Annotated in this window: 24 protein-coding genes; all 24 read left to right on the top strand. The window is 47.3% G+C overall.

The window, feature by feature from the left end; translation table 11 throughout:
* Window positions 1-541: 541 nt before the first annotated feature.
* Window positions 542-1,399: a mechanosensitive ion channel family protein gene (locus JG770_RS00780; protein ID WP_291953914.1), complete on the top strand. Its 858-nt coding sequence runs from the start codon at window positions 542-544 to the stop codon at window positions 1,397-1,399.
* 108 nt (window positions 1,400-1,507) lie between these two features.
* Window positions 1,508-2,614, top strand: coding sequence for a DegT/DnrJ/EryC1/StrS family aminotransferase (locus JG770_RS00775; RefSeq protein ID WP_291953912.1), 1,107 nt, complete (start codon window positions 1,508-1,510; stop codon window positions 2,612-2,614).
* 5 nt (window positions 2,615-2,619) lie between these two features.
* On the top strand, window positions 2,620-3,945 hold the full coding sequence (locus tag JG770_RS00770) for a nucleotide sugar dehydrogenase (RefSeq protein WP_291953910.1): 1,326 nt from the start codon (window positions 2,620-2,622) through the stop codon (window positions 3,943-3,945).
* 21 nt (window positions 3,946-3,966) lie between these two features.
* Window positions 3,967-5,046 carry a Gfo/Idh/MocA family oxidoreductase gene (locus JG770_RS00765; RefSeq protein ID WP_291953908.1) on the top strand — a complete coding sequence of 360 codons (1,080 nt, stop codon included), beginning with the start codon at window positions 3,967-3,969 and terminating at the stop codon, window positions 5,044-5,046.
* Window positions 5,047-5,048: 2 nt separating this feature from the next.
* Window positions 5,049-5,795, top strand: a complete 747-nt coding sequence (locus tag JG770_RS00760) for an N-acetyltransferase (RefSeq protein ID WP_291953906.1) — start codon at window positions 5,049-5,051, stop codon at window positions 5,793-5,795.
* A gap of 34 nt (window positions 5,796-5,829) precedes the next feature.
* Window positions 5,830-7,254: an O-antigen ligase family protein gene (locus tag JG770_RS00755; protein WP_291953903.1), complete on the top strand. Its 1,425-nt coding sequence runs from the start codon at window positions 5,830-5,832 to the stop codon at window positions 7,252-7,254.
* A complete protein-coding gene (locus JG770_RS00750; protein WP_291953901.1) occupies window positions 7,151-8,335 on the top strand; it encodes a glycosyltransferase family 4 protein in 1,185 nt (394 codons plus the stop codon). Before JG770_RS00755 ends, JG770_RS00750 begins: the two co-directional genes overlap by 104 nt.
* On the top strand, window positions 8,332-9,432 hold the full coding sequence (locus JG770_RS00745; protein WP_291953899.1) for a glycosyltransferase family 4 protein: 1,101 nt from the start codon (window positions 8,332-8,334) through the stop codon (window positions 9,430-9,432). The genes JG770_RS00750 and JG770_RS00745 overlap by 4 nt, the downstream gene beginning before the upstream one ends.
* Before the next feature lie 5 nt (window positions 9,433-9,437).
* Window positions 9,438-10,499, top strand: a complete 1,062-nt coding sequence (gene wecB / locus JG770_RS00740) for a UDP-N-acetylglucosamine 2-epimerase (non-hydrolyzing) (RefSeq protein WP_291953897.1) — start codon at window positions 9,438-9,440, stop codon at window positions 10,497-10,499.
* Window positions 10,496-11,731 carry a glycosyltransferase family 4 protein gene (locus tag JG770_RS00735; protein ID WP_291953896.1) on the top strand — a complete coding sequence of 412 codons (1,236 nt, stop codon included), beginning with the start codon at window positions 10,496-10,498 and terminating at the stop codon, window positions 11,729-11,731. Before wecB ends, JG770_RS00735 begins: the two co-directional genes overlap by 4 nt.
* Window positions 11,732-11,779: 48 nt before the next feature.
* Window positions 11,780-12,412, top strand: coding sequence for an acetyltransferase (locus JG770_RS00730; protein ID WP_291953895.1), 633 nt, complete (start codon window positions 11,780-11,782; stop codon window positions 12,410-12,412).
* Window positions 12,413-12,433: 21 nt separating this feature from the next.
* Entirely contained in the window at window positions 12,434-13,552 is a 1,119-nt protein-coding gene (locus JG770_RS00725; protein ID WP_363320862.1) for a DegT/DnrJ/EryC1/StrS family aminotransferase, read from the top strand.
* A gap of 2 nt (window positions 13,553-13,554) precedes the next feature.
* On the top strand, window positions 13,555-14,388 hold the full coding sequence (dapF, locus tag JG770_RS00720; RefSeq protein ID WP_291953890.1) for a diaminopimelate epimerase: 834 nt from the start codon (window positions 13,555-13,557) through the stop codon (window positions 14,386-14,388).
* 13 nt (window positions 14,389-14,401) lie between these two features.
* Entirely contained in the window at window positions 14,402-15,640 is a 1,239-nt protein-coding gene (locus JG770_RS00715) for an LL-diaminopimelate aminotransferase (RefSeq protein ID WP_291953888.1), read from the top strand.
* On the top strand, window positions 15,621-17,087 hold the full coding sequence (locus JG770_RS00710; RefSeq protein WP_291953886.1) for an aminotransferase class I/II-fold pyridoxal phosphate-dependent enzyme: 1,467 nt from the start codon (window positions 15,621-15,623) through the stop codon (window positions 17,085-17,087). The genes JG770_RS00715 and JG770_RS00710 overlap by 20 nt, the downstream gene beginning before the upstream one ends.
* Window positions 17,080-17,718, top strand: a complete 639-nt coding sequence (gene tmk, locus JG770_RS00705) for a dTMP kinase (RefSeq protein WP_291953884.1) — start codon at window positions 17,080-17,082, stop codon at window positions 17,716-17,718. The genes JG770_RS00710 and tmk overlap by 8 nt, the downstream gene beginning before the upstream one ends.
* A gap of 29 nt (window positions 17,719-17,747) precedes the next feature.
* Entirely contained in the window at window positions 17,748-18,971 is a 1,224-nt protein-coding gene (locus tag JG770_RS00700; protein WP_291953883.1) for an O-antigen ligase family protein, read from the top strand.
* 25 nt (window positions 18,972-18,996) lie between these two features.
* A complete protein-coding gene (locus JG770_RS00695) occupies window positions 18,997-19,326 on the top strand; it encodes a cyclic-di-AMP receptor (protein WP_291953882.1) in 330 nt (109 codons plus the stop codon).
* A 3-nt stretch (window positions 19,327-19,329) separates the two neighbouring features.
* Entirely contained in the window at window positions 19,330-19,779 is a 450-nt protein-coding gene (locus JG770_RS00690; protein ID WP_291953880.1) for a YaaR family protein, read from the top strand.
* A 2-nt stretch (window positions 19,780-19,781) separates the two neighbouring features.
* A complete protein-coding gene (holB, locus tag JG770_RS00685; RefSeq protein WP_291953958.1) occupies window positions 19,782-20,738 on the top strand; it encodes a DNA polymerase III subunit delta' in 957 nt (318 codons plus the stop codon).
* Window positions 20,710-21,561 carry a stage 0 sporulation family protein gene (locus tag JG770_RS00680; protein WP_291953877.1) on the top strand — a complete coding sequence of 284 codons (852 nt, stop codon included), beginning with the start codon at window positions 20,710-20,712 and terminating at the stop codon, window positions 21,559-21,561. The genes holB and JG770_RS00680 overlap by 29 nt, the downstream gene beginning before the upstream one ends.
* 103 nt (window positions 21,562-21,664) lie before the next feature.
* On the top strand, window positions 21,665-21,835 hold the full coding sequence (locus JG770_RS00675; RefSeq protein WP_013780020.1) for a 4Fe-4S binding protein: 171 nt from the start codon (window positions 21,665-21,667) through the stop codon (window positions 21,833-21,835).
* A 71-nt stretch (window positions 21,836-21,906) separates the two neighbouring features.
* Complete coding sequence (locus JG770_RS00670) at window positions 21,907-22,926, top strand: zinc-dependent alcohol dehydrogenase family protein (protein ID WP_291953872.1); 1,020 nt, start codon at window positions 21,907-21,909, stop codon at window positions 22,924-22,926.
* A 72-nt stretch (window positions 22,927-22,998) separates the two neighbouring features.
* Window positions 22,999-25,179, top strand: coding sequence for an SH3 domain-containing protein (locus JG770_RS00665; RefSeq protein ID WP_291953870.1), 2,181 nt, complete (start codon window positions 22,999-23,001; stop codon window positions 25,177-25,179).
* Window positions 25,180-25,288: the final 109 nt, after the last annotated feature.

The raw sequence follows: 25,288 nt of genomic DNA, 5'->3' as shown, positions 1-25,288 counted from the left end.
GAGCCTTTTATACATAAGCGTTTCAGTAAGCACATCCATAAAATAAGTATACAAACGGAGCACAAAGCTTTTCTCGTTAGTGCTGAAAGCGATGCTTGAACTACGACAACTTTTTGTTTAACTAGAAGCTTTTCGCAAAATTCATCGCTACTTGTACTGGTACGCTGTATAAATGGGAATATATAAAACGTCCTGTTGGTAAGTTCTGCGTATAGTTTATTCAACAACACAAGCCTGCCGGTACCTCTAAACACATCTGCTTTGTTGATTATTGATAATCCTATTGTTTGGGAAATTGCAGCTGGAATATCATACTTCTCTCATGGCTACCCTTGTTCTTCTCTTTCTCGCAGAGCGTACAACGGAACGTTCTAAAGCCTGTTACTGGCTTATGTCATTGCTTTTGCAGTGCGTTGCGTGTGTAATAATTACTATAATTTTCTTTAATTTAAAAAATGTGCCCTATTTACGGTTTTCGAATCCTATTTTCATACAAACTGTGATATAATGATTAATATGTTGAAGCAAAAGGAGAATGCATATGTGGGATAATATCGTAGAAGCTGTTGGCGAGAGGCTGAACGGTATAGACTATACGCAACTCGTATCTAAAGGTATAGGCGTACTGCTCACGCTTATAATAGCGGCTATAGTCATACGAAGCGGTAATTTTATAATACAGCGCGTTATGGAAGCTCAAAGCAAGCGCAAATTTCCTATGGACGAGAAGCGTATAAACACATTGATTAGTATTTTAAAGAGCATACTGCGCTATACGGTGTATTTTATAGCAATAGTCACCATACTGGATACGCTGGGCGTGCCGGTATCCTCCCTTATAGCGGCAGCCGGCATAGGAGGTTTGGCCATAGGCTTCGGAGCACAGAATCTGGTTAAAGATGTGATCACGGGTTTCTTTATACTATTCGAGGATCAATTCGCCGTGGGCGATTATGTCAGCATAGACGGCATAACGGGCACTGTCCAGGACATAGGGCTGCGCGTTACTAAAATACAAGGATTTGCAGGAGACGTAAATATCATACCCAACGGCAGCATAGCCAAGGTAGCCAACTTTACAAGAGGCAACAACACGGCTATAGTGGATGTTACTGTGTCATATGAAACGAATCTGGATAAAGCAATAGCGATATTAGAAGATGTGGGAAAGGCTATGCACGAGGAGCGTCCGGAGGTACAGGAGATGCCGCAGGTGTTGGGTGTCGTTGATTTGGGCGATAATGGCGTAACGCTGCGCGTAATAGCCAAGACGTTACCCCTGAACCAATGGGCTGTTGAGAGAGAGCTGCGCAAGCGCATAAAAGAGGCTTTTGAAAAAGAAGGCATAGAGATACCCTATCCAAGGACAGTCATCATTCCCCAAATTAAAAAGGCATAGCTTATAGATTGTTAACATATATTTTACATTTTTATATTTAATCCTAATAGAAAAATACACGATATCGTTGTATAATATGGAGAGATACTGTAGGAGGAATGGAATAAATTGAATATACCGCTTTTGGACTTGAAAGGGCAATACCATGCTATAAAGGATGAAATAGATGCGGCTATAGAGGGCGTTCTGGAGAACGGCCAGTTTATACTCGGGCCTCAAGTAAAGGCGCTTGAGCATGATATAGCGTCTTATGCAGGGGTACCTTATGCCATAGGCGTGGGCAATGGCACCGATGCGCTGGTTATAGCTTTGCGCGCCTGCGGCATAGGCCCGGGGGATGAGGTAGTAACGTCGCCTTTCACCTTTTTCGCCAGCGCTGAGAGCATATCGGCCGTGGGCGCTAAGCCGGTATTTGTCGATATAGATCCGGATACATTCAATATAGATGTTTCTAAAATAGAACAAGCCATAACGTCGAGAACGCGCGCTATAATACCGGTGCATCTTTTTGGGCAAATCGCTGATATGGATGCTATAATGGATATAGCCCGAAAGCACGATCTCATGGTTATAGAGGATGCTTGTCAGGCCATGGGCGCTGAGTATAAAGGGATGAAGGCCGGTTCATTCGGCCATGCGGCGTGTTTCTCGTTTTTCCCTACCAAAAACTTGGGCACATATGGCGACGGCGGCATGATAGTTACCCGCGATGCTGATATAGATAAAAAAGCCCGTATGCTCAGGGCTCATGGCAGCGTCAAAAAATACTATCACGAGATGATAGGCTATAACAGTCGTCTCGATGAGCTGCATGCGGCCATATTAAACGTCAAATTTAAGTACCTCGATCAATGGAATGATATGCGCCGGCATAATGCGGCGTTGTATGATGAATTATTAAAAGACAGCGGCGTTGTGACACCATATGCCGCACCGTATGCAAAACACATATATCATCAGTATGTGGTGCAATGCGATGACAGGGACGGACTGGCGGAGGCGCTCAAAGCCGAAGGCATATCCACCGGCGTGTATTACCCGCTTCCGCTGCATCTGCAGGACGCTTATAAGGGCCTCGGTTATAAAAAAGGCGATATGCCGTATGCCGAGGCAGCCTGCAATAGGGTATTGGCGCTGCCAATGTATCCGGAATTAGAGCGGCATCAGATAAAATATGTGGCCGATGCCATAAAAAACTATAAGGTGAAAGGATAGATTATATGGAATTAAGCGATCTGGCGGGAGCATTAAAACAGAAAATAGAAGATAAAACAGCCCAAATAGGCGTTATAGGTCTGGGTTACGTCGGTCTGCCTTTGGCTGTAGAGAAGGCCAAAGCCGGCTATACCGTTGTAGGTTTTGATGTGCAGCAAAAGAAGGTAGATATGGTCAATGCCGGTATCAATTATATAGGGGATGTTGTAGATCAGGAATTAGCTGATCTCGTGATGTCCGGCCGTTTGTCCGCTACTGCTGATTATAATAAGATAAAAGAGCTGGATGCGGTTACCATATGCGTGCCTACTCCGCTCGATAAATACCAGCAGCCGGATGTATCATATGTCGTCAATTCGGTGACGTCGGTGGCTCAAAATTTGCATCCCGGCATGCTGGTTATACTGGAGAGCACGACATACCCCGGCACCACCGAAGAGGTGGTAAAACCCATACTCGAGGATACCGGGTTAAAATGCGGCAAAGATTTCTTTTTGGCATTTTCACCGGAACGCGTTGATCCGGGCAATAAAGAGTATCATACAAAGAATACGCCTAAAGTAGTGGGAGGTGTGACCCCGGAATGTACTGAAGTAGCGGCATCGCTTTATCGCCATGTACTCGAAGGCGAGGTTTTTACGGTGTCCAGTCCTGCGGTGGCTGAGATGGAGAAGATACTGGAAAATACATTCCGCAATATAAATATAGCCTTGGCCAACGAGATGTCCATATTATGCCGGCGCATGGGCATAGATGTATGGGAGGTCATAGACGCCGCTAAGACCAAGCCATACGGATTTATGGCGTTTTATCCCGGCCCCGGCCTCGGCGGACACTGCATACCCATAGACCCGTTTTACCTTACGTGGAAGGCCAGGGGCTACGACTATCATACGCGGCTGATAGAAACGGCAGGCGAGATCAACAACTATATGCCGGAATTTGTGGTAGAAAGCATAAGCGAGGTGCTCAACAGGGACAAGAAGCCGCTCAACGGCTCGAAAGTGCTGCTTTTGGGGGCAGCCTATAAAAAGGATATAGACGATCTCAGGGAATCTCCTGTGCTCAAAATAATAGAACATCTGGAGAAAGCCCATGCCGATGTCATATACAACGATCCGTATATACCGGAGTTCGATCATAACGGCAAGCATTACGTGTCGGCGGAGTTAACCGATGAATTGCTGGAGAACGCGGATATAGCGGTTATAACCACTGATCATAGCTGTTATGATTATCAAAGGATAGTTGATAAGGCCCGAGCGGTATTCGATACGAGGAACGCTACCAAGGGTGTGAAGTCGGATAAAGAGAACGTATATAAACTATAAATAAGAAGGTGGGTTATATAAATGCTGAATTTTGGAATTATAGGCTGCGGGCGTATATCGCCCAACCATGTGAAAGCCATTGCTGACAATCGGCAACAAGCCAGGTTGGTAGCGGTATGCGATCTGGAAGATGATAAGATGGACGCTGCCGTTGCGCGCTACAACGAGCTCATGGGCTCTGATGCCGGTACTGTAAGGAAATATGACGATTATATGCGCCTGCTGGCCAATCCGGATATAGATGTAGTAACAATAGCCACTTACAGCGGCTTGCATGCGCAGATGGCCATAGACGCCATGCAGGCCGGCAAGCACGTCATAGTGGAGAAACCCATGGCTTTATCCACAACAGATGCCGACCGCATGATAAAGGTGGCCGAGCAGGTGGGCGTGAAAATGACGGTATCGTTTCAAAACCGGTTCAATAAATCCGTCCAAAAATTGCGCTCTGCTTTAGAGGCCCAGCGTTTTGGCAAGCTGGTACACGGCGTCGCCAGCATGCGCTGGCACAGAGGTGCTGATTATTACGGTTCGGCGGACTGGCGCGGCACGTGGGCTATGGATGGCGGCGCGCTTATGAATCAGAGCATACACAATATAGATTTGCTGCAGTGGATGATGGGCGATGTCGATACAGCCTACGGATTTGCCGGCACGTTTTTAAATGATATAGAAGCCGAAGACGCAGCGGTGGCTGTATTGCGCTTTAAAAGCGGCGCTTTGGGCATAATAGAAGCCTCTAACTGCATATATCCGTCCAATATGGAAGAAACGCTGAGCGTATTCGGCGAAAAAGGCACCGCGCAGATAGGCGGCATGGCTACTAACTATCTGACCCATTGGGAGTTCAGCGACGGCTTGGACGATAAGGAGGAAGTATTGGCCAACTATGGCGAAAATCCGGCCAATGTATATGGCTTTGGCCATACGTCCCTGTTCGCCGACCTCATAGATGCCGTACAAAGCGGCAGGCAGCCGTATATAACGCCTGCCGAGGGCAAGAAAGCCATGGAAATAGTGTTGGGCATATATAAGTCCGTTAAGACCGGTCAGCCGGTCAAATTCCCTATAGGCGATTTCTCAACGCTGGATATGAGGTAAATATGGAAAGGCATATATCCCCGTCGGCACATATAGGCCCAAACGTCAGTATAGGCTATAATACCGTGATAGAGGATGATGTTGTCATAGGCGACGGCTGCGTCATAGGCCACAATGTCGTGATATATGGCGGCAGCCGCATAGGCCGGCGCGTGCGCATAGATGATAATGCCGTCATAGGCAAGCAACCGATGCGCGCTGCCAACAGCATATTCAAAACCGGCGATGCGCTGCCTCCGTCCAGCATAGGCGATGATTGTATAGTAGGCACATCGGCTGTGGTATACGCGGGGGCGAACATAGCGGAAGGGGTGCTCATAGCCGATCTGGCTACGGTCAGGGAGAACGTGAGCATAGGCGGGCATACCATCATAGGCAGAGGCGTCACGGTGGAGAATTACTGCACCATAGGTGCTTATTGCAAGATAGAGACCAACGCCTATATAACGGCTTATTCAAATATAGAGGACAAGGTATTCATAGGACCCGGGGTTGTTACCACCAATGACAATTTTGTCGGCCGCACCGAGGAGCGCTTTAAGCATTTCAAAGGCGTGACGGTCAGGCGCGGCGGCAGGATAGCCGCACATGCCACCATATTGCCCGGCAAGATGATAAATCAAGACGGCCTGGTAGCGGCCGGCAGCATAGTTACCAAAGATGTGCCGGCGAAAAAGGTAGTGATGGGCAGCCCGGCTAAAGAGGTGGGCGATGTACCCGAGGAACAATTGCTGGAAAAGCAAAAATAAAACAGGAAAGAAGGGCAGGGCCTGGAATAGATCGATGATTTATATAGGTGAAGAGAAAAAAGATGTATCGAAGCTTTTACTGTTATTGACCGTGTTCACGGCTTTTTTCGGTAGTACGCTTTCTATAAAAGGGATGGAAAGCCTTTTTGCATATAGGATTTTTTTAGCATTAAGCGTGCTGATTTTTTGTTTAGGCGTTTTGTTCGCGCACAGGCTTTCTATAAGCCGCACGTTGTATAGATATTACTTTTTTTTAGCGATATGGGCAGTATGGGCTGTTGCTTCATTCGTTTGGGCACAGAGCAGGCCGGATGTTATAAGAGGGGCTTTCTTGCTTATATGCAATATATTTGTTATATTTTTTACTTCTTATTATCTCAACGATGAAAAAGACCAGCGTCGGCTTTGGACGGTGTTTTATGCAGCCTTTGCCATAAATGTGGCCGTAGCATTGTGGGAGGTATTTACAACCCATCACCTGCCCGTTTCGAGGATGAATGAGTATATGCCGCCCAGGTCTATACCTACGGCATTTTACAGGAACCCTAATGATTTTGCGGCGTATATAGTGATGTACTTGCCGTTGGTATATGCCGGTTTTAAGTATGGGAGCCGGCATGCGCTTGCAAGATATATACTGTGCATTGCAGGTATATTTGTCCTTTTGTATACCAATTCGCGCTCCAGCTATGTGGCGTTTTTATTAACCATAGCGTTTGCATGCGCATTGGCTATAATAGATATGATAAAGGCCTCCGAGCATTTCGATAAAAGGGCCAAAATGAAAGCATCGATAATGCTCATAAGCGTCGTAATGATACTGATATTGGATTCCGTAGGATTCGGATGGTTCAAGAATACGCCGGGCAACCCGTCGATGATGGATCAGATAGGCGATATTGAAGAAATAAGCGAAAATGGCTCTACTCAGATTCGCATAAATTTGATAAAAAATGGTTTTAAAATATTAAATGAAGATCCATGGCAATATATAGTGGGAATAGGTTCGGGCAATACTGAAATGAGGATGGCACCCTATGCCGATACGACCGATGGCATAGTGAACATGCATAATTGGTGGATGGAGATGCTATTGGAATATGGCGTTATAATAGCAGCATTGTTTGTATGGCTTTATTTGAGCCTTATGTGGAATTTATTAAAAATATACATGTATTCACCGTCACGTTTTTATAAACTGTTTGCGGAAGGTTTATTGCTATCGCTTGTGGCATTTTTCATGGCCTCCATAAGCCCCAGCTCTATACGCGGTATGGCCGGCTTGTGGATCATATTTGGCGCAAGCATGGCTTTGATAAAGCTATATAAAGAGAATGTTAAGGAGAAGTATTTTTATGAGGATATTGATACTGTCGCATATGTACCCAAGTCCTGCAAATCAAATAAGCGGAACGTTTGTCCATCAACAAGCCAAAGCGTTAACTGCCCTCGGGCATGATGTAAAGGTGATATCGCCACTTCCATGGATGCCGCGTTGGAGCGCGTTGTTGACAAAGCGTGCTAAAAAATATATTGAGGTTCCTGCGCGGCATTCTCTGGATGGTATTGAAGTCTATTTTCCGAGATATATTATTTTGCCAAGGCATATGTTTTTTGAATACAGCGGAGACTGGTATTACAACGCTATAAAAGGCATGACTGCTCAATTATACAGTACATGGCCGTTTGACATAATACATGCGCATGTGGCATTACCTGACGGTTATGCAGGGGCGAAGCTCAAGGGCACCTACAACAGGCCGCTGATTATAACCGTCCATGGGCAAGATGTGAATTATACCGTACAACGCAACTCTGTTTCAAGAGCCAAAGTCACAGAAGCACTGTCAGGAGCAGATGCCGTGGTGGCTGTCAGCAGTATGCTTAAAAAGTCATTGGCCGAGTTCGTGGATGGAGGGAAAATAGAGGTCATACACAATGGCATAGATATAAATATTGTTGAGCATCCCAAAACTATTAAAGAAAGATATATAAACAAGAAAATCATAGTGTCGGTAGGAAATCTTTTTAAGAGTAAAGGCCAGCATATAGTTATAAAAGCGCTGAGAGAAATAGTAGGCAGACATAAAGACGTGGTTTATATTATAGTGGGCAAAGGCCCATATAGAGAAGAATTAGAACGTTTAGTGAATCGCTTGGAATTACAACCGTATGTTGAATTTACCGGTCAATTGCCGCATGATAAGGCTATGGAATATGTGCAAGCATGTGATATATTTGCATTGCCGAGTTATCCTGAAGGCTTTGGCATAGCGTTTGTGGAAGCAATGGCTTACGGGAAAGCAGTTATAGCATGTAAAGGCACAGGAATAGAGGATGTCATACGCGATAGAGAGAATGGGCTTTTGGTGGAACCGGATAATGTAGATGCCGTGGCGCAATCGATATGCCGTCTTTTGGATGATGAGGCATATGCTCAAACCATTGGCCAACATGCCAAATTATCCGTAGATGAATTGACATGGGAAAATAACGCGCGACAGTTAGACCAACTATATGAAAAGGTAGCGCAGCGATGAGGCATAAAGCTTTTATAGCGTCGTCAGTCCATAGATGGGACGATCCTAGAATATTTTATAAAGAGGCAATGTCTTTAGCCAAGAAGTACGATGTTGAAATAATGGCTATAGCAGATGTTGATTATAAAGAAATAAATGGGATAAAGGTATATGGATTGCCCAAAAGAAAACGCTATGCCAGATTGTTAAACTGGTGGACATTATTAATGATGGCTGTACGGATTCAAGGAGATGTATATCATTTTCATGACCCGGAGCTTATACCATTCGGCCTTATATTAAAATTGCTGGGCAAAAAGGTTGTATATGATATACATGAGGATTATCCCAAAGCTATCATGTCTAAAACATGGATACCCCAAAGATTAAGGCGTTTGGTGTCCGGCGCATTCAATTGGTTCGAGAAAAATGCTGCAAAGCGGTTTGACTATAATATAACAGTAACCGATGATATAGCTAAAAATTTCAAAAAGTCGAGAATAGCCGTTATAAAAAATTATCCTCTATACGAGCAGCGTGATATAAATGGCAAAAAACCAAAAGATGAGATATGGGTTGTGTACGTAGGTGGATTGGCTTCTATAAGGGGAGTACAAGAAATGGTTCAGGCAATGGCTTATGCGGACCCGAAATATAATATTAAACTGAAACTGGCAGGAAGATTTATGCCACCCCAGCTTGAAGAACATATAAGAAATACAGCCGGGCCCAATGTGGATATACTCGGCTTTCTGGACTATAATAAAGTGTATGAGCTTTTAATGCAGTGCGACATAGGATTGGTATGTTTGCATCCCATACCAAATTATTTGACCTCTTTACCCCTCAAAATGTTTGAATATATGTCGTGTGCTCTGCCCATTATAGCATCCGACTTTCCTTTATGGAAGCAGATTATTGATAATGAGCGATGCGGTATTACGGTTAATCCACAACAGCCTGAGGATATAGCTAAGGCTATAAATTACCTTTCGGCTAATCCTGACGTAAGGTATGAGATGGGCATGAATGGCTATAAGGCTTATAGGGATAAATATAACTGGGGTGCGGAGGAGCGCAAGCTTCTCGATGTTTATGAACGGATATTGAATGGGTGAACGTTATGCGTATAGTTACTATAATAGGTGCGCGGCCGCAGTTTATAAAAGCAGCGCCGGTGTCGCGCGCTATAAGGCGGCGCAATGAAGAGATACTGGTCCATACCGGCCAGCATTATGATGAGAATATGTCGGAGATATTTTTCCGCGAGCTGGATATACCCATACCGGATTACAACCTGGCCATAGGGTCGGGCAGCCATGGCTGGCAAACCGGGCATATGCTGATAGCGATAGAGGATATATTGCTGAAAGCCAAGCCCGATGCGGTGCTGGTATATGGCGATACTAATTCCACGCTGGCGGGGGCTTTGGCAGCCGGTAAGCTGCTCATACCGCTGGTACACGTAGAGGCGGGCTTGCGCAGCTTTAACAAGGCCATGCCGGAGGAGCAAAACCGTATATTGACCGACCATGTGTCCGATATGCTCTTGTGCCCTACTCAGACAGCGGTGAATAACCTTGCTGAAGAAGGGATAAGGCGAGGCGTGTATAATACGGGCGACGTCATGTATGATGCTGTTTTATACAATAAGGATATAGCGCGCGCTAAGTCGGATGTGCTGGACAGATTGAATTTGCGGCCCGCCGGTTATATACTGGCTACCGTGCACCGCGCTGAGAATACCGATAACAAAGAGAGGCTTTCGGCCATAATAGAGGCTTTTAATCGGTGCGGTGAGCGGATCGTGTTTCCGGTGCATCCGAGGACGCTTAAGTATATAAGCGAGTATGGCCTTACCTTGGCCGACAATATAATGGTTATAGAGCCGGTGGGCTATTTGGATATGCTTATGTTGGAGAGCAATGCCGCCAAGATAGTCACCGATAGCGGCGGTGTGCAGAAAGAGGCCTATTTTCTGGGTATACCGTGCATAACCGTCAGGGAGCAGACCGAATGGGTGGAGACTGTCGAAGCCGGCTGGAATATAATCGCCGACAGCGATCAGAAAATCATATTGAATGCTATCATGAATTTTAATCCGGGCAGCGATAGGCCGCCTTACTTTGGCGACGGCCATGCGGCGCAAAAGATAGCCGAGATTTTGGATAGGGTGGCCGTATGACAAAGAAGGTATGGATATTCAATCATTATGCCGGGACACCGGATATAGGCGATGGGACGCGCCATTACGATCTGGCTGAGCAGATGGCAAAGAACGGCTGCGAGGTCACCATATTTGCCTCCGGCTTTAATCATAAAAAGCGCATCGATATTTTGAATAAATGGGAATTAAAAAGAGTCGCTCGCATAAACGGCGTAGACTTTATCTGGCTTAAAACCGTGCATTATAAGGACAACGGTATCGCCAGAGCGTTGAATATGCTAAGCTATGCTATAATGGCCTTTTTTGCGGGGCTTTTCAGACCATCGCCTGATGCCATAATAGCTTCTTCGGTACATCCTCTGGCTTGGTTGACCGGCTATGCCTTGTCCAGGATAAAACGCGCGCGCTTTATAGCCGAGGTGCGCGACCTGTGGCCGCAGACGCTCATAGATATGGGCGCTATTAGCGAAAACGGCATGCCGGCAAGGGTGCTGCGCGGCATCGAGCGATTCGTATATAAAAGGGCCGATAAGATAATCACATTGCTGCCCGGCGCCTATTCTTATATAGAAGGCATGGGCGTGGATGCGTCAAAGATCGTCTATATCCCCAACGGCGTGAACATAGAGCGATATGACAAGGCTTACGCATCGGGCGATGTGGCTGAAGAGGTCAGGCATATATTGGCTGAACACGAAGGCCGATTCAAGGCCGTATACCTCGGAGCGCACGGCGAAGCCAACGGCTTGGAAGTGATAATAGATGCCGCTAAAATATTATCGGATGAGGGGTATAAGGATATAGATATACTTCTGGTCGGCGACGGGCCGGAGAAGCCGAAACTTATCGAGCATGCCCGCAAGGCGGGGGCTGATAACGTTTATTTTTATCCGCCTATAAGCAAGGGGCAGGTTCCGTACCTTTTAAAAGGGATTGACCTATGCCTTTTTACTCTGAAAGATAACGATGTATTTAAGTATGGCATAAGCCCGAACAAGATGTTTGATTATTTATGCGCTGCCAAGCCTATAGTATTTGCATGCAGGGCTTTTAACGATATAGTGGCGCAAGCGCAAGCGGGTATATCGGTGCCGCCCGAACAACCCGAGCTGCTTGCACAGGCTATCATTAAGTTATATAATATATCGGAGCAACAACGCCGCGAGATGGGCTTTAACGGCAGACGTTATGCTGAGGAATACCATGATATGGCCAAGCTTGCCGATCAGCTGATGGCAATGCTTAACTGACAGCTGTTGCGGGCGACGATCTTTAGGAGGTGAATACAGAGAAGTCCGATGAATAAAAATAAACTGGCCATCATCGGTGCAGGCGGGCATGGCAGGGTAGTTGCTGATATAGCTTATAAGATAAATAAATGGCAGCAAATTATTTTCATAGATGATGATGAAAGCATTAAATCCTCTATGGGAATAAAAGTTGCAGGCAAAACCGACGATGTTCCCATGTACATCGATGATTGGGACATTTTTGTGGCAATTGGAGATAACATCAAGCGGGAAAAAATACTGTGCTGGCTAGAAAGAGAAGGCGCCAGCATACCTGCGCTGATTCATCCAAAAGCGATTATTGGAGAAGAGGTTGAGATCGGTGCGGGAACGGTTATAATGCCAGGGGTTGTCATAAACTGTTGTACTAAAATAGGCAAGGGCTGTATCATCAATACCGGCGCGACAATAGATCACGATAATATAATTGAGAATTATGTTCACATATCGCCCGGCGTGCATTTAGCCGGCGCAGTGAGCGTGGGCAAAAGCGCATGGCTGGGCATTGGGAGCATAGTGATAAATAATATAAACATCATAAGTCACTGTAAGATTGGCGCAGGCGCCGTCGTAGTCAGGGATATAAACGAAGTGGGAACATATATAGGGATTCCGGCGGCGAAATCTGAGCAGAAAAAATAATGAAGAGAGATGGAATTAAAGATGGAAGTACCTTTGTCCGGACCGGATATAACACAAAAAGAAATCGATGCAGTTGTGGATGTGATGCGCTCGGGCATATTGAGCATAGGCCCTAAGCTGGAAGAATTTGAGCATAAAATAGCTGAATATATAGGCGTAAAGCATGCTATCGGCGTAAACAGCGGTACCAGCGGCTTGCATTTGCTGGTGCGCTCCATGGGCATAAGCGATGATGACGAGGTTATAACGACGCCGTTCAGCTTTATATCATCCAGCAACTGCATACTGTTTGAACGGGCTAAGCCGATATTTGTGGATATTGACTCGCTTACGCTTAATATGGATATAGACCGCATAGAGGATAAAATAACCCAAAGGACCAAAGCTATATTAGCGGTAGATGTATTCGGCCATCCGATGGATATAGCGAGGGTAAGGACAATAGCCGATAAACATGGTCTTAAATTGATAGAAGATTCATGCGAGGCGTTGGGCTCGGAATATAACGGCGCAAAAGCCGGCAGCCGAGCCGATGCTGCTGTATTTGCCTTTTACCCCAATAAGCAGATGACAACCGCCGAAGGCGGCATGATAGTGACCGATGACGATGATATAGCCGCTTTATGCCGCAGTATGCGCAGTCAGGGCAGGCCTATCACCGGCCTTTGGCTGGAGCATGAGCGGTTAGGGTATAATTATAGGCTCAGCGAGCTTCATGCGGCGCTTGGTTGCGTTCAAATAGGGCGCATAGAGGAGATAATAGATAAAAGAAATAGGGTGGCTCAGCGTTATAATAATATGCTCAAAGATATAGACGGCATTACGCTGCCATACATTTCTCCGGATGTAAATAAGATGAGTTGGTTTATATATGTCGTGAGGCTGGATAAGAGGATAGACCGGAACGCCGTAATGCAGTATCTTTTGGATAACGGCATAGGTTGCCGGCCGTATTTTACACCTATACACCTTCAGCCTTATTTTAGAGACATGTTTGGCTATAAGGAAGGGGATTTCCCTATAACCGAAGGCGTGGCCGAGTCTACCATCGCCTTGCCGTTTTTCAATAATCTGAGCGACGAGCAAATGGATTACACTGTATATAACCTGAAAAGAGCCATAGAGCGTTTTGGGAGGTAAAGATGCATTTTGTGAAGATGCACGGTTTGGGCAATGATTTTATCGTTGTAGACGAGTTCAATGCTCAATCCGGCAGGGATTATAATAAACTGGCGCCGATGCTTTGCGACAGGCATTTCGGCATAGGCGCCGATGGTATAGTAATAGTATTGCCGTCTGACATAGCCGATGCGCGTATGCGCATAGTCAATGCCGATGGTAGCGAAGCCGAGATGTGCGGTAACGGCATACGCTGCTTTGCTAAATATGTGTATGAGAGCGGCGCAATAAAAAGACAGGTATTGTCAGTCGAAACATTGGCTGGTATAATAAAGCCAGAACTTTCTGTAGAGGGAGGCGAGGTGCAAAAGGTAAAGGTGGATATGGGCAAACCTGATTTTGAGCCGGGCGCCATACCGGCATTTATGCCAGGTACAAGGATAGTAGAAAGGCCGCTTGAGGTGGACGGCCGGCCATATGCTGTAACGTCTATGTCCATGGGCGTGCCGCACACCGTGATATTTGTCGATGATGCGGACAAGGCGGATATAATAGGATTAGGGCCTAAGATAGAGAAACACCCCGTATTTCCCAAAAAAACAAATGTGAATTTTGTCGAGGTATTAAACAATCATGAGATAAAGGTGCGCACATGGGAGAGAGGCGCCGGGGCCACATTGGCCTGCGGTACCGGTAGCTGTGCGTCGGCGGTGGCCGCGGCCACAACGGGGCGCACGGGGCGTGAGGTGACGGTACATCTGATGGCGGGGCAGCTTGAAATACGGTGGGCTGAGGACGATACTGTCTTTATGACCGGTCCGGCCACAAAGGTATTTCAAGGCGACATAGAGGTTTAGAGAGGAGCAAAATATGTCTGAAGAGAGTTACATACAACAATTATTTGCTGACAGGATAGGCGGCACTAATTTCGGCAAAGAAACGGTGTTATATAAATTCGAAAAAATAAAGCGCGCTAAAGCCGCTGCTATAAAGGCTCATCCGGATATGGAGGTCATAGACCTGGGCGTAGGCGAGCCCGATGAGATGGCCGATATGAAAGTAGTGCACGCGCTGGCCGAAGAGGCAGCGCGTCCCGAAAACCGCGGCTATGCTGATAACGGCATACAGGAGTATAAGGATGCGGCTGCCGGATACTTAAAAGCAGTGTATGGCGTTGATGTCGACCCTGTGAACGAGATAAATCATGCTATAGGTTCCAAGTCGGCGCTGGCTTTGCTGCCTTATGCGTTTATAAATCCCGGCGACGTGGCGCTTATGACAGTGCCGGGGTATGGAGTGCTGGGCACTATTACCCAGTGGTTGGGCGGCGAGGTGGTAAATCTGCCGCTATATGAGGAAAATGGTTTTTTGCCTGACCTCGACGATGTACCCGAGGATGTATGCAAGCATGCTAAACTGATGTATTTGAATTATCCGAACAACCCTACCGGAGCGGTAGCTACGATGGATTTCCTGGAGAAAGTGGTAGATTTTGCTACAAAAAATCATATACTGGTAGTATATGATGCAGCATACGCCGCATTGGTGTATGACGGTGAACGGCCGTTGAGTTTTTTATCGATACCGGGAGCCAAGGAGGTAGGGGTGGAGATCCATTCCATGTCCAAGGCTTTCAATATGACCGGTTGGCGTCTCGGCTTTGTTGCCGGCAATGAGCGTGCGGTGCGGGCATTTGCCACGGTGAAGGATAACAACGATTCGGGCCAATTCAAGGCCATACAGAAGGCCTCGATTTATGCGTTGGCTCATCCCGAAATAACCGAGCGCATATGCCAAAAATATTCCCGACGGCATGATATGCTCTCTCAGGCCCTTGCCGGATTGGGGTTTAAAGCCAAGAAACCGCGAGGTACATTTTATGAATATGTGCCGATACCCAAAGGCATCGAGGGTGGTCCTCAATTCAAAACCGCGGAGGATTTTTCACAATGGCTGCTTGCAGAGAGGCTTATATCCACAGTACCGTGGGATGATGCAGGCCGTTTTATCCGTCTTTCAGTTACCTTCCAAGCCAACGGAGAGGATGAGGAACGCCGCGTGGTGAGCGAGATAGTGCGGCGCTTATCCGATGTCAGGTTTGAATTCTGATCAAAACCGTGCGCCTATATATGACATGGCAAGGCGCTATGTCGAAGAAAATACGGTGAGATTTCATATGCCCGGCCATAAAGGCCGGCTATATGGCGATGATGCTGCGGATCTGGCGCAGGACATGTGGCAGATGGATATTACAGAGCTGCCCGATACGGATGACCTGCACATGCCGCAAGGGGCGATCATGGAGGCTCAACGCCTCATGGCCGAGGCGTACGGTGCTGACCGGAGTTTTTTGATGGTGAATGGCAGCACCGGAGGCATATATGCCATGATGCTGGCGGCGTGCAAGCCGGGCGACAGCATCGTGGTGGCGCGCAATTGCCATAAATCGGTTATAAACGGGCTGATATTGGCAGGATTGAACCCCATATACATATGGCCGCCGATGCTGCAGGATTGGCATATTACCGGCCAGATAAGGCCGGAACAGGTCGGAGAGGCTTTAGAGCAGCATCCCGAAGCCGTTGCTGTGCTCATAACCAGTCCGGACTATTATGGATTATGCGCCGATGTGGCAGGGATAGCCGGCGTGTGCCACCAACGCGGCGTACCGTTGCTGGTCGATGAAGCGCATGGCGCACACTTCGCGTTTCACGAGAGCCTGCCGCCGTCGGCGGGGCATTGCGGGGCCGATATATGGGTGAACAGCATGCACAAAACCCTGCCGGCGCTGACCCAGACGGCGGTTTTGCATGTCAGGAGCCGCATGGTCGATACAGACAGGGTGATGGCCGGACTGCAGATGGCGCAGACGACCAGCCCATCCTATATATTGATGGCTTCTATGGATATGGCCAGGCGTTATATGGCAAACGAAGGACGGGGTGATCTCGGCAATTTGCTGGGATACATCGCGGATTTGAGCCAATGGCTGTGCGGCATGGGCGGCGTCAGGATGATGGATGAATCTATAAAAGGCAGGAGCGGTGTAACCTTTAAGGATCCAACCCGCCTGTGCCTTGATATAAGCGGTTTGGGTATAGGAGGCGTTGCCGCTGAAGAATTGTTAAGAGTCGAGGGCGTGCAGGCAGAGATGGCCGACTTATATAATGTCGTGTTTATAACCACCGTGATGGATAATGCAAAGGATTTTGCTGTTCTAAAAGAGGCGCTCATCCGGCTGGCGGCATCGGGCCGCAACGCAAAAGAGGTATACCATCCGCCTGTTATGACATTGCCGCATCCGGTGCAGACCCTGTCGCCGAGGCAAGCCGCGCTGGGGGCTGCCGAACGTGTGCCTCTCGAGGATGCGGCCGGCAGGATAGCAGCTCAGCCGATAGGCTTATACCCGCCTGGCATACCGGCCGTATGCCCCGGCGAATTTATAGATAGGGACACTATAGAAGTATTGCTGGAAGCATCGGCGAGGGTCGGCAGGGTTTTTAACATGGGGGAGGACAAGATGGTAGCGGTGGTACGGGAGAAGGCATATGAGTAGAGGTCTTTTCATAACGATAGAGGGGATAGACGGCAGCGGTAAAAGCACACATGCGTCTATGCTGGCCGATTATTTGAACGAGCGCGGCATACCGTCGCTGCTAACCAGAGAGCCGGGCGGTACGCGCATAGGCGAGCAGGTGCGCTCTATACTGCTGGATAATGCCAATAGCGATATGGCGGCCATGACCGAGGCTTTGCTCTATGCCGCTTCCCGGGCGCAGCATGTGGCCCAGGTTATAAAGCCTGCTTTAGAACAAGGCCGGATAGTGCTGTGCGACAGGTTTGTGGATTCCAGCCTGGCATATCAAGGCTATGCCAGAGGGCTCGGGCCGGATACCGTAAAGGCTATAAACGAACACGCCCTGGGAGGCGTGTGGCCCGACATAACCTTGCTTTTGGATATATCTCCTGAAACAGCATGGGAAAGGATATTAAAGGATGGATTTAAAGACCGGTTGGAATCGGAAGGCCTGGAATTATTGAAAGCTGTTTACGAGGGATATATAGATATTGCACGCCGGTATAGCGATAGGTTTTATATCATAAACGCCACAGGCGGTGTAAATGATATACATAAAAAAATATTATCTATAATTGAACCGAAATTGAAAAAATATCGTCTAATATAAAGGAGGGATTTGAGGAGGGAAGATTACAAATGAGCATTGAAATAAAAGAACGGCCGTTGAATACGGCTGTTACGATGTCGGAATTCAGCAGCAAGCCTGACATATACGATAAATATATGTATTACAATGTAATAGCGCTGGTGCTTGGGATACTGTCGCCATATACGGCGCCGTTAATGGTAGCCTTTATATCAGTGCAATACATAATACGCAAGATAAAGAGCCGGGATATAGATTTAGCATCCGTTCCGTTGGCGCAGCCGTATATGCTCATGTTTATAGCTGTGCTTATAAGCGATATCTACTCGCCCGACTTTATTGAAATAATAGCGACTGTAGGTTTTATGCTGCCCTATGTTATCTACGGCATATATACCGAAGAGGTGTTCGATAAACATTTCGCCATGCACATGGTCAGCCTTATAGCATGGACCAGTCTGCCGGTATCCTTGTTCGGCATAGTACAGAAAATTTTAAGCGACAACGGTATATTGTTTTATTTGCCGGGAGGAAGGTTGGCATCCACATTTGTTAATGCCAACCTCTATGCGTTCTACCTTGCGGTTGTCATATTCGTAACGCTCGGATATATGTTTTATACTACCGGTGAGAAAAAGCGCCGCGCATTAATGATGGTGCTATGTTTGGATGCCTTGAACCTGTATCTTACCAATTCGCGCACAGCGCTGTTCTCGGTGCTGATAGCCGCCATATTTTTCTTCTTGCTTTGCGGCAAGCGCCATGCGGCGCACATACTGTTTATGTCTGCGTTTATACTAATGATGGCCATTATTGTATACCCTCAGCTTATACCGCGCTATTTCGTATTGGATGAAAGCATGGAAGCACGAAAGGAAATATGGCAAACGGCCCTCGTGGGCATACGTTACAGCCCTATAATAGGGAGAGGATTTCTGTCATTTATGGATTTTTCGGCTATGTTTGGAGTAGGACAGCTCCATGCTCATAATATAGTGTTGAATACATGGTTTGAATGGGGTGTGCTGGGGGTCATATCAATCATATGGTATGTTGTAGCGCTGTTTAAGAGGGGCTTGTCGGCATTGAGAGATTCACCGCACAGGCCTGTAATAGCAGGCATACTGGCTGCTGTGATAGCAGCCTTTATACAGAGCATGACCGATAACCCGGTAGTAAATATACAGACAGGGCTTATATTTATTATGCTGGCTTCGATATTAGTAGCGCTGACGCCAAATAACGCTTGCCCGACCGCTCAAAAAAAGGTATAATAAAAGAAAAAAGGGGGCTTTACTTGTGAAACTTATTATAGCCATAGTACAGGATGAGGATGCTAGTAAGCTTATAGCCACGCTGATGGACTCGGGTTTTAGTGTTACCAAGCTTGCCACCACCGGCGGTTTTCTGCGCTCGGGGAATACGACTCTGTTGCTCGGCATCGAGGACGACAGGGTGCCTGCGGCCATGGCGTGCATAGAAAAGGTGTGCAAGAGCCGTAAACAGGTGGTGACTTCTCCTATGCCGATGGGCGGAGCAGGAGAGGTTTACATGCCTTATCCGGTTGAAGTAGTGGTTGGAGGGGCGACGGTATTCGTGCTGAATGTAGAGGAATTCCGCAAGCTGTAGCCTATGAAGGTAAATGATATAAGAGGCGGATATGCCTACAGCAGCCAACCTTCCGATGCGATGCATATAGACAAAAATGCCTCCGGCGGTGCATTCTCGCAAGCATTCGGCAATGCTGCAAATAACGAGGCAAAGGATTGGCTGAATAGTATGCTGTCGGATATCAAAGCCCAGGGCCAAAGATTAGAAAAAAATACCGATTTAGCCGAGCTTTTGCACTACAGGCGCACCATAACGATATTTTTGAATGCTGTGACATCATCCATGTTGCAGTTCTCAGCGTCTGAAGCAGTGGATAAACGCGGCCGGCGCAAGAGGTATATTATCATAAAGCGGATCGATGAACAGCTTGAGCGTCTTACCGAGCAGGTCATGACGGATGAGATGGATCATATAGCTGTGTTAAAGCTTATAGGCGAAATAGAAGGCCTATTGGTAGACCTTATAGCGTGATTATGATGTTTACATTCGATGATATTATCGGACAAGATTCTATAATAAAAGAGCTTAAAGAGGCTCTTGCCCACCAGACCATATCCCACGCCTATATATTCGAGGGGCCGGCCGGCGCAGGCAAAAGTACATTGGCCAACGCATTTTGCCAGGCCATCGTCTGTGAAGAGCATAAGCCGTGCGGCGTATGCGGCGCATGCAGGCGCTTTGAGGCAGGCACACACCCCGATTATAAGGTTATAGCGCCCGAAAAGAATACGATAGGAGTGGATAAGATAAGGGAGCTCATAGGCGATATATATATAAATCCATATATGGCCGATCGCAAGGTATATGTTGTAGACCAAGCGCAGTCTATGACCGTACAGGCACAGAATGCGCTGCTCAAGACGCTGGAGGATCCGCCGCCTTATGCGGTCATTATCCTGCTTACGACCGGTGCCGATAATCTTTTGCCCACAGTGGTATCGCGTTGCCTTATCTATAAATTAAAACCTGTGCCATTAACCCATGTTGAAGATATTCTGATACGCCGATTTAACGCCAGTCCCGGCGATGCAAAGCAAGCCGCTGCCGCTTCGGACGGTATAATAGGCAAGGCGATATCCATAATAAACGATAGCGCATGGCAGGCATTGCACCGGAGCGCGCTGAATAATTTACAAAACATAGTCAGAGACAGATGGGATGCCTTCTTTGCGGCAGAGGAATTTCTGGTCGAACATAAGGATGATATAGATGCCATACTGGATAGCTGGGCGGACTTTATAAGAGGCAAACTGCTGGATGCGAAGGTATCGGACTTTACATTGTTCCGATGGAGTAGTATCATGGAATGTGTGGATGCGGCGCGCAAAGCTTTGGCATCCAACGCTAATTATCAATTAACCGCAGATGTTTTGTTGCTTAATATATTGGAGGTAGTAGATAATGCCCATAGTAGTGGGAGTACGTTTTAAAAGAGCAGGCAAGATGTATTATTTTGCTCCCGATATTTGGGATTTAAATATAGGAGACTGTGTTATAGTAGAGACGGCTAAAGGTCTTGAATACGGTCAGGTGGTATCTGGGCCCAAAGAGGTATCGGATACCGATATAGTCGCGCCATTAAGAAAGGTCATAAGGATGGCCACCGACGAGGATAGGCAGATGCTGAAAGAAAATGAAATCAAGACGCGCGAGGCTTTTGAAAAATGCTGCCAGAAGATAGCCGAGCATAATATCCATATGAAACTTATAGATGCCGAATACACATTCGACAGGAATAAGCTGATCTTTTATTTTACCGCTGAAGAACGCGTGGATTTCAGAGATTTGGTCAAGGAATTGGCAGCTATCTTTAAAACGCGCATAGAGTTAAGGCAGATAGGCGTAAGGGATGAGGCCAAGATGCTTGGAGGCTTAGGCCCTTGCGGGCGTCCGGTATGCTGCAATGGTTTTTTGGGTGAATTTGAGCCGGTATCTATAAAGATGGCCAAGGAACAGGAATTAGCGCTTAATCCGTCGAAGATATCGGGTATGTGCGGGCGCCTTATGTGCTGTTTAAAATATGAACAATCATTTTATGAACAGCAGCTGAAAAGATTGCCCAGATGCAATGCCAGCGTGATTACCCCGAAAGGTACGGGCACAGTAATCGAGGTTAACGTGCTTCTCGATAAAGTAAAAGTAAAATTGGAGCGGCCGGATGACAGCTTTGAGATGGATGTTTTTGATGCATCCGATGTAAAGCTTGTACCGGGCTGCGGTAAGGCACACTGCCCCCACATAACGTCGAAATAGTCGGAAAATTGCTTCTTCGGCAAAGGTATTTCAATATAGCCCGATCCATGCTACAATGGAAACGGACATCTTTAAGATGTACGAGGTATGAGGGGGTGAAGATATGCCTTATAGAATTACGGATGATTGCATAAGCTGCGGCGCCTGCGAGCCGGATTGCGAAGGAGGCGCCATATCTGCCGGCGATGATATATACGTAGTGGATCCCGCGCTGTGCACTGAGTGCGGCAACTGCGCCGATGTGTGCCCGGTGGATGCTTGTGTTTTGGAATAGTAATATAATAGAGGATCAGAATGATTTCTGGTCCTTTATTTTTTAATATATACGATAATGGAGGCGATATTATGAAAGCAGCTGTATTTTATGGCACAGGTGATATAAGGGTGGAGGAAGTAGAAAAACCTCGGCTGAAGGAAGGCCACATATTGGTCGAGGTTAAAGCGTGCGGCATATGCGGTACCGATATGCATATATATTCGGGAGGCATGGGGCCGTCGGCCGTCAAACCGCCCACCATACTGGGCCATGAATTTGCAGGCCGCGTGGTGGAAAAAGGCGATGGCGTATCCGATATAGACGTTGGCGATAACGTGGCCATAGATCCGAATATATACTGTGGCCATTGCCATTACTGCAGGATAGGCAAAGTGCATCTGTGCGAAAATCTTAAAAATATCGGCGTCATACTAAATGGCGGGTTTGCCGAATACTGCTTGGTGCCCCAGAATCAGGCCTATAAGCTGCCGCCTGACATGCCGTATGAGGTGGGGGCTATGGTGGAGCCTTTGGCATGCTGCCTTCATGGCACGGACCTGGCGCAAATAAAGCCTGGCGACAGCGTGGTAATACTCGGCGGCGGGGCTATAGGCCTGCTGCATGCGCAACTTGCCCGTTTGGCAGGGGCGTCGTCCGTCATAATAAGCGAACCTTCACAAGGACGGAGGCAATTGGCCCAAAAGCTGGGCTTCGATATGCTGATAGACCCGACCAATTGCGATGTAAAAGCCGCTGCGAAGGCCATGATACCCTACGGCGCGGACGTCGTAATAGAGGCGGCAGGCCTTGCAAGGACGGCCAAACAGGCATTTGATCTTGTAAAAAACGGCGGGACCGTATTGCAGTTCGGTGTGGTGGATGAAACGGCCGAGATACAATTGAAACCATTTGAAATATATCAGAAGGAAATAAAGTGGATAGGATCGTTTATAAATCCGTATACACATGCCAGAGCGCTGGAATTATTGGCTAAAGACCTTATAAAAGTATCGCCGCTTATAACCCACAGGTATTCGCTGGATGATATGGAGGAGGGTTTGAAACCTGATAAACGTGGCGACAGGGTAAAAGCCATGGTAATAATTTAGCAAAATTAAAGGGAATATGATTTTTTTGTCGAATATAAATAATAGAGGATAACGAAAGGGGGTGAGAATGGAATGAGACGTATAACAGCAGTGCTTTTATCGATTTTGCTGGCGTTTACGATGTTGTTACCGCTTGCCGGCCAGGCACGAGCTGCCAAAAGCGAACCCGATGTGATAAGGGTGCAATTGCGCAATTACATAGGCAACAAATCACTGATATCGGTGAAAATAACCAAAGGCAGCTACAGCATGGCGGGCAACCCATCATTAATATTGCAGCAAGATCATAACTACGCGGTAAAAGCAGTAAATGGGAGTTTGAGCCTTTATGAAGGTAACACGCTCATAGGCACCTATGGCTCATCGCTTGAACTGGTACCGGCGCATTACGGTACTGACAATGTTATAGAAGTCAACGGCAGGGCATATATAGGCAGCATGGCGTTTGGCATCGACGGGGCATATGTCAGGCCTATAAGCAAACTTATGCTGGAAGATTACCTGAAAGGGGTCGTACCGTATGAAATGCCTGCTTCATGGAATAAAGAGGCTCTGAAAGCCCAAGCTATAGCGGCCAGGACATACGCTATACGCTGCCTTAAACCTACTGGCAGTTATGATGTGCTGGATACCACTGATAATCAGGTTTATGGCGGATATATATGGAACAGCCAATCATATAGCAACAGCAATGCGGCCGTGGATGAGACACGAGGCATAGTGCTGGAGTACAATGGCAGCCCTGCGTTGACGGAGTATTCGTCCAGCAATGGTGGTATAGTCGAGAAAAGCAGCTATTCGGCGGCCAAAAAGGATGAGTATGATCCGATAAACCCATGGACAGTCACATATAAGAAGGTACAAATAGATCCGGTACAGATCGATGCAGCCAATGGATACCTGGCTCAAAACGACATTGCAGCGCTCGATGTATGGTGGAATAGCATAGAAAATATTACATATGCATCAAGGGCTAATGAGAAGGCTATGATAGCCGGCGTCAAATCGTTATTGGCACCGATGTATACCGGCAAAGATATTCGTATAACCGAGATAACCGATATGACCATGGACCTTAGTAAGCGCACGGAAGGCCAGCGTTTGCCGGCCGACAGCCACGTTACAATGACGGTAAAATTCTTAACTAAAGATATCGAAACAAAAGCATATGATACAAAAGTCATTGTGCCGGAGCAGGATCCTTTGTCCAATGAGCAGGCGCCTCAGCCGGTGACTGAGTTAAATGTAAATCAGCGAACGATTACTTTTACAGTAACGCAAATGCGCATGGGCTTTGGAGCAAGCATAATAAAAAGTTACCTTATAGACAGCTTTGAGAAAAGCGGCGATGGTTATGTCATAAAGGGCAGAGGTTATGGCCATGGCAGGGGTATGAGCCAGTACGGGGCCAAGTACAGGGCTGAGGCAGGGCAAAATTATGGTCAAATACTGGACTTCTACTATCCGGTAGCCAGCCGCGTGAAGTACTCCATACCCGCACAGCCGGCGCCGGCACCTCTGCCCGACCGCGGCGAGGACAGACCCGTACCGCCGCCAGCACCCACACCTGCGCCAGCACCGGCTACACAGACCGGTACGGTGAAGGTGAATACAACGCTGAATGTACGCAGCGGAGCCGGTACCCAGTACAAAGTGGTAGGCAGCCTGAAGAATGGCACCAAAGTAGAAGTATTGGGTAAGAGCGGCAGCTGGTACAAGATAAAATATGGCGGCATAACAGGCTATGTTAGCGGACAATACCTGGTGGTAAGCGGTACAAGCCCGGCACCTGCGCCGACGCCAGCGCCAACACCTGCACCAGCACCGGCTGCACAGACCGGCACGGTGAAGGTGAATACAACGCTAAATGTACGCAGCGGGGCCGGTACCCAGTATAAAGTAGTAGGCAGCTTGAAGAACGGCACTAAAGTAGAAGTGCTGGGCAAGAGCGGCAGCTGGTACAAGATAAAATATAACGGTATAACAGGCTATGTCAGCGGACAATACATGGTGGTAAGCAGTGCAAGCCCGATGCCAGCACCCGCACCATCGCGAGGCAGCACAACACAGACCGGTACGGTGAAGGTGAATACAACGCTGAATGTACGCAGCGGAGCCGGTACCCAGTACAAGGTGGTAGGCAGCCTGAAGAACGGCACCAAAGTAGAAGTATTGGGCAAGAGCGGCAGCTGGTACAAGATAAAGTATGGCGGCATAACAGGCTATGTCAGCGGACAATACCTGATTGTATAATAAGTTTCACAAAAAAGGCTACAGAAGATGCTTATTCTGCGGTCTTTTTTGTTGCGTACAAGCATGTTCACAATCTAGCCATGGAGCACGACCATAAATCAACCTATGC

The organism is Mahella sp. (assembly GCF_020054945.1).
Taxonomy (GTDB): Bacteria; Bacillota; Clostridia; order Mahellales; family Mahellaceae; genus Mahella.
Note: the sequence above shows the minus strand (reverse complement) of the source record. Positions and strands in the feature narration are given on the sequence as shown.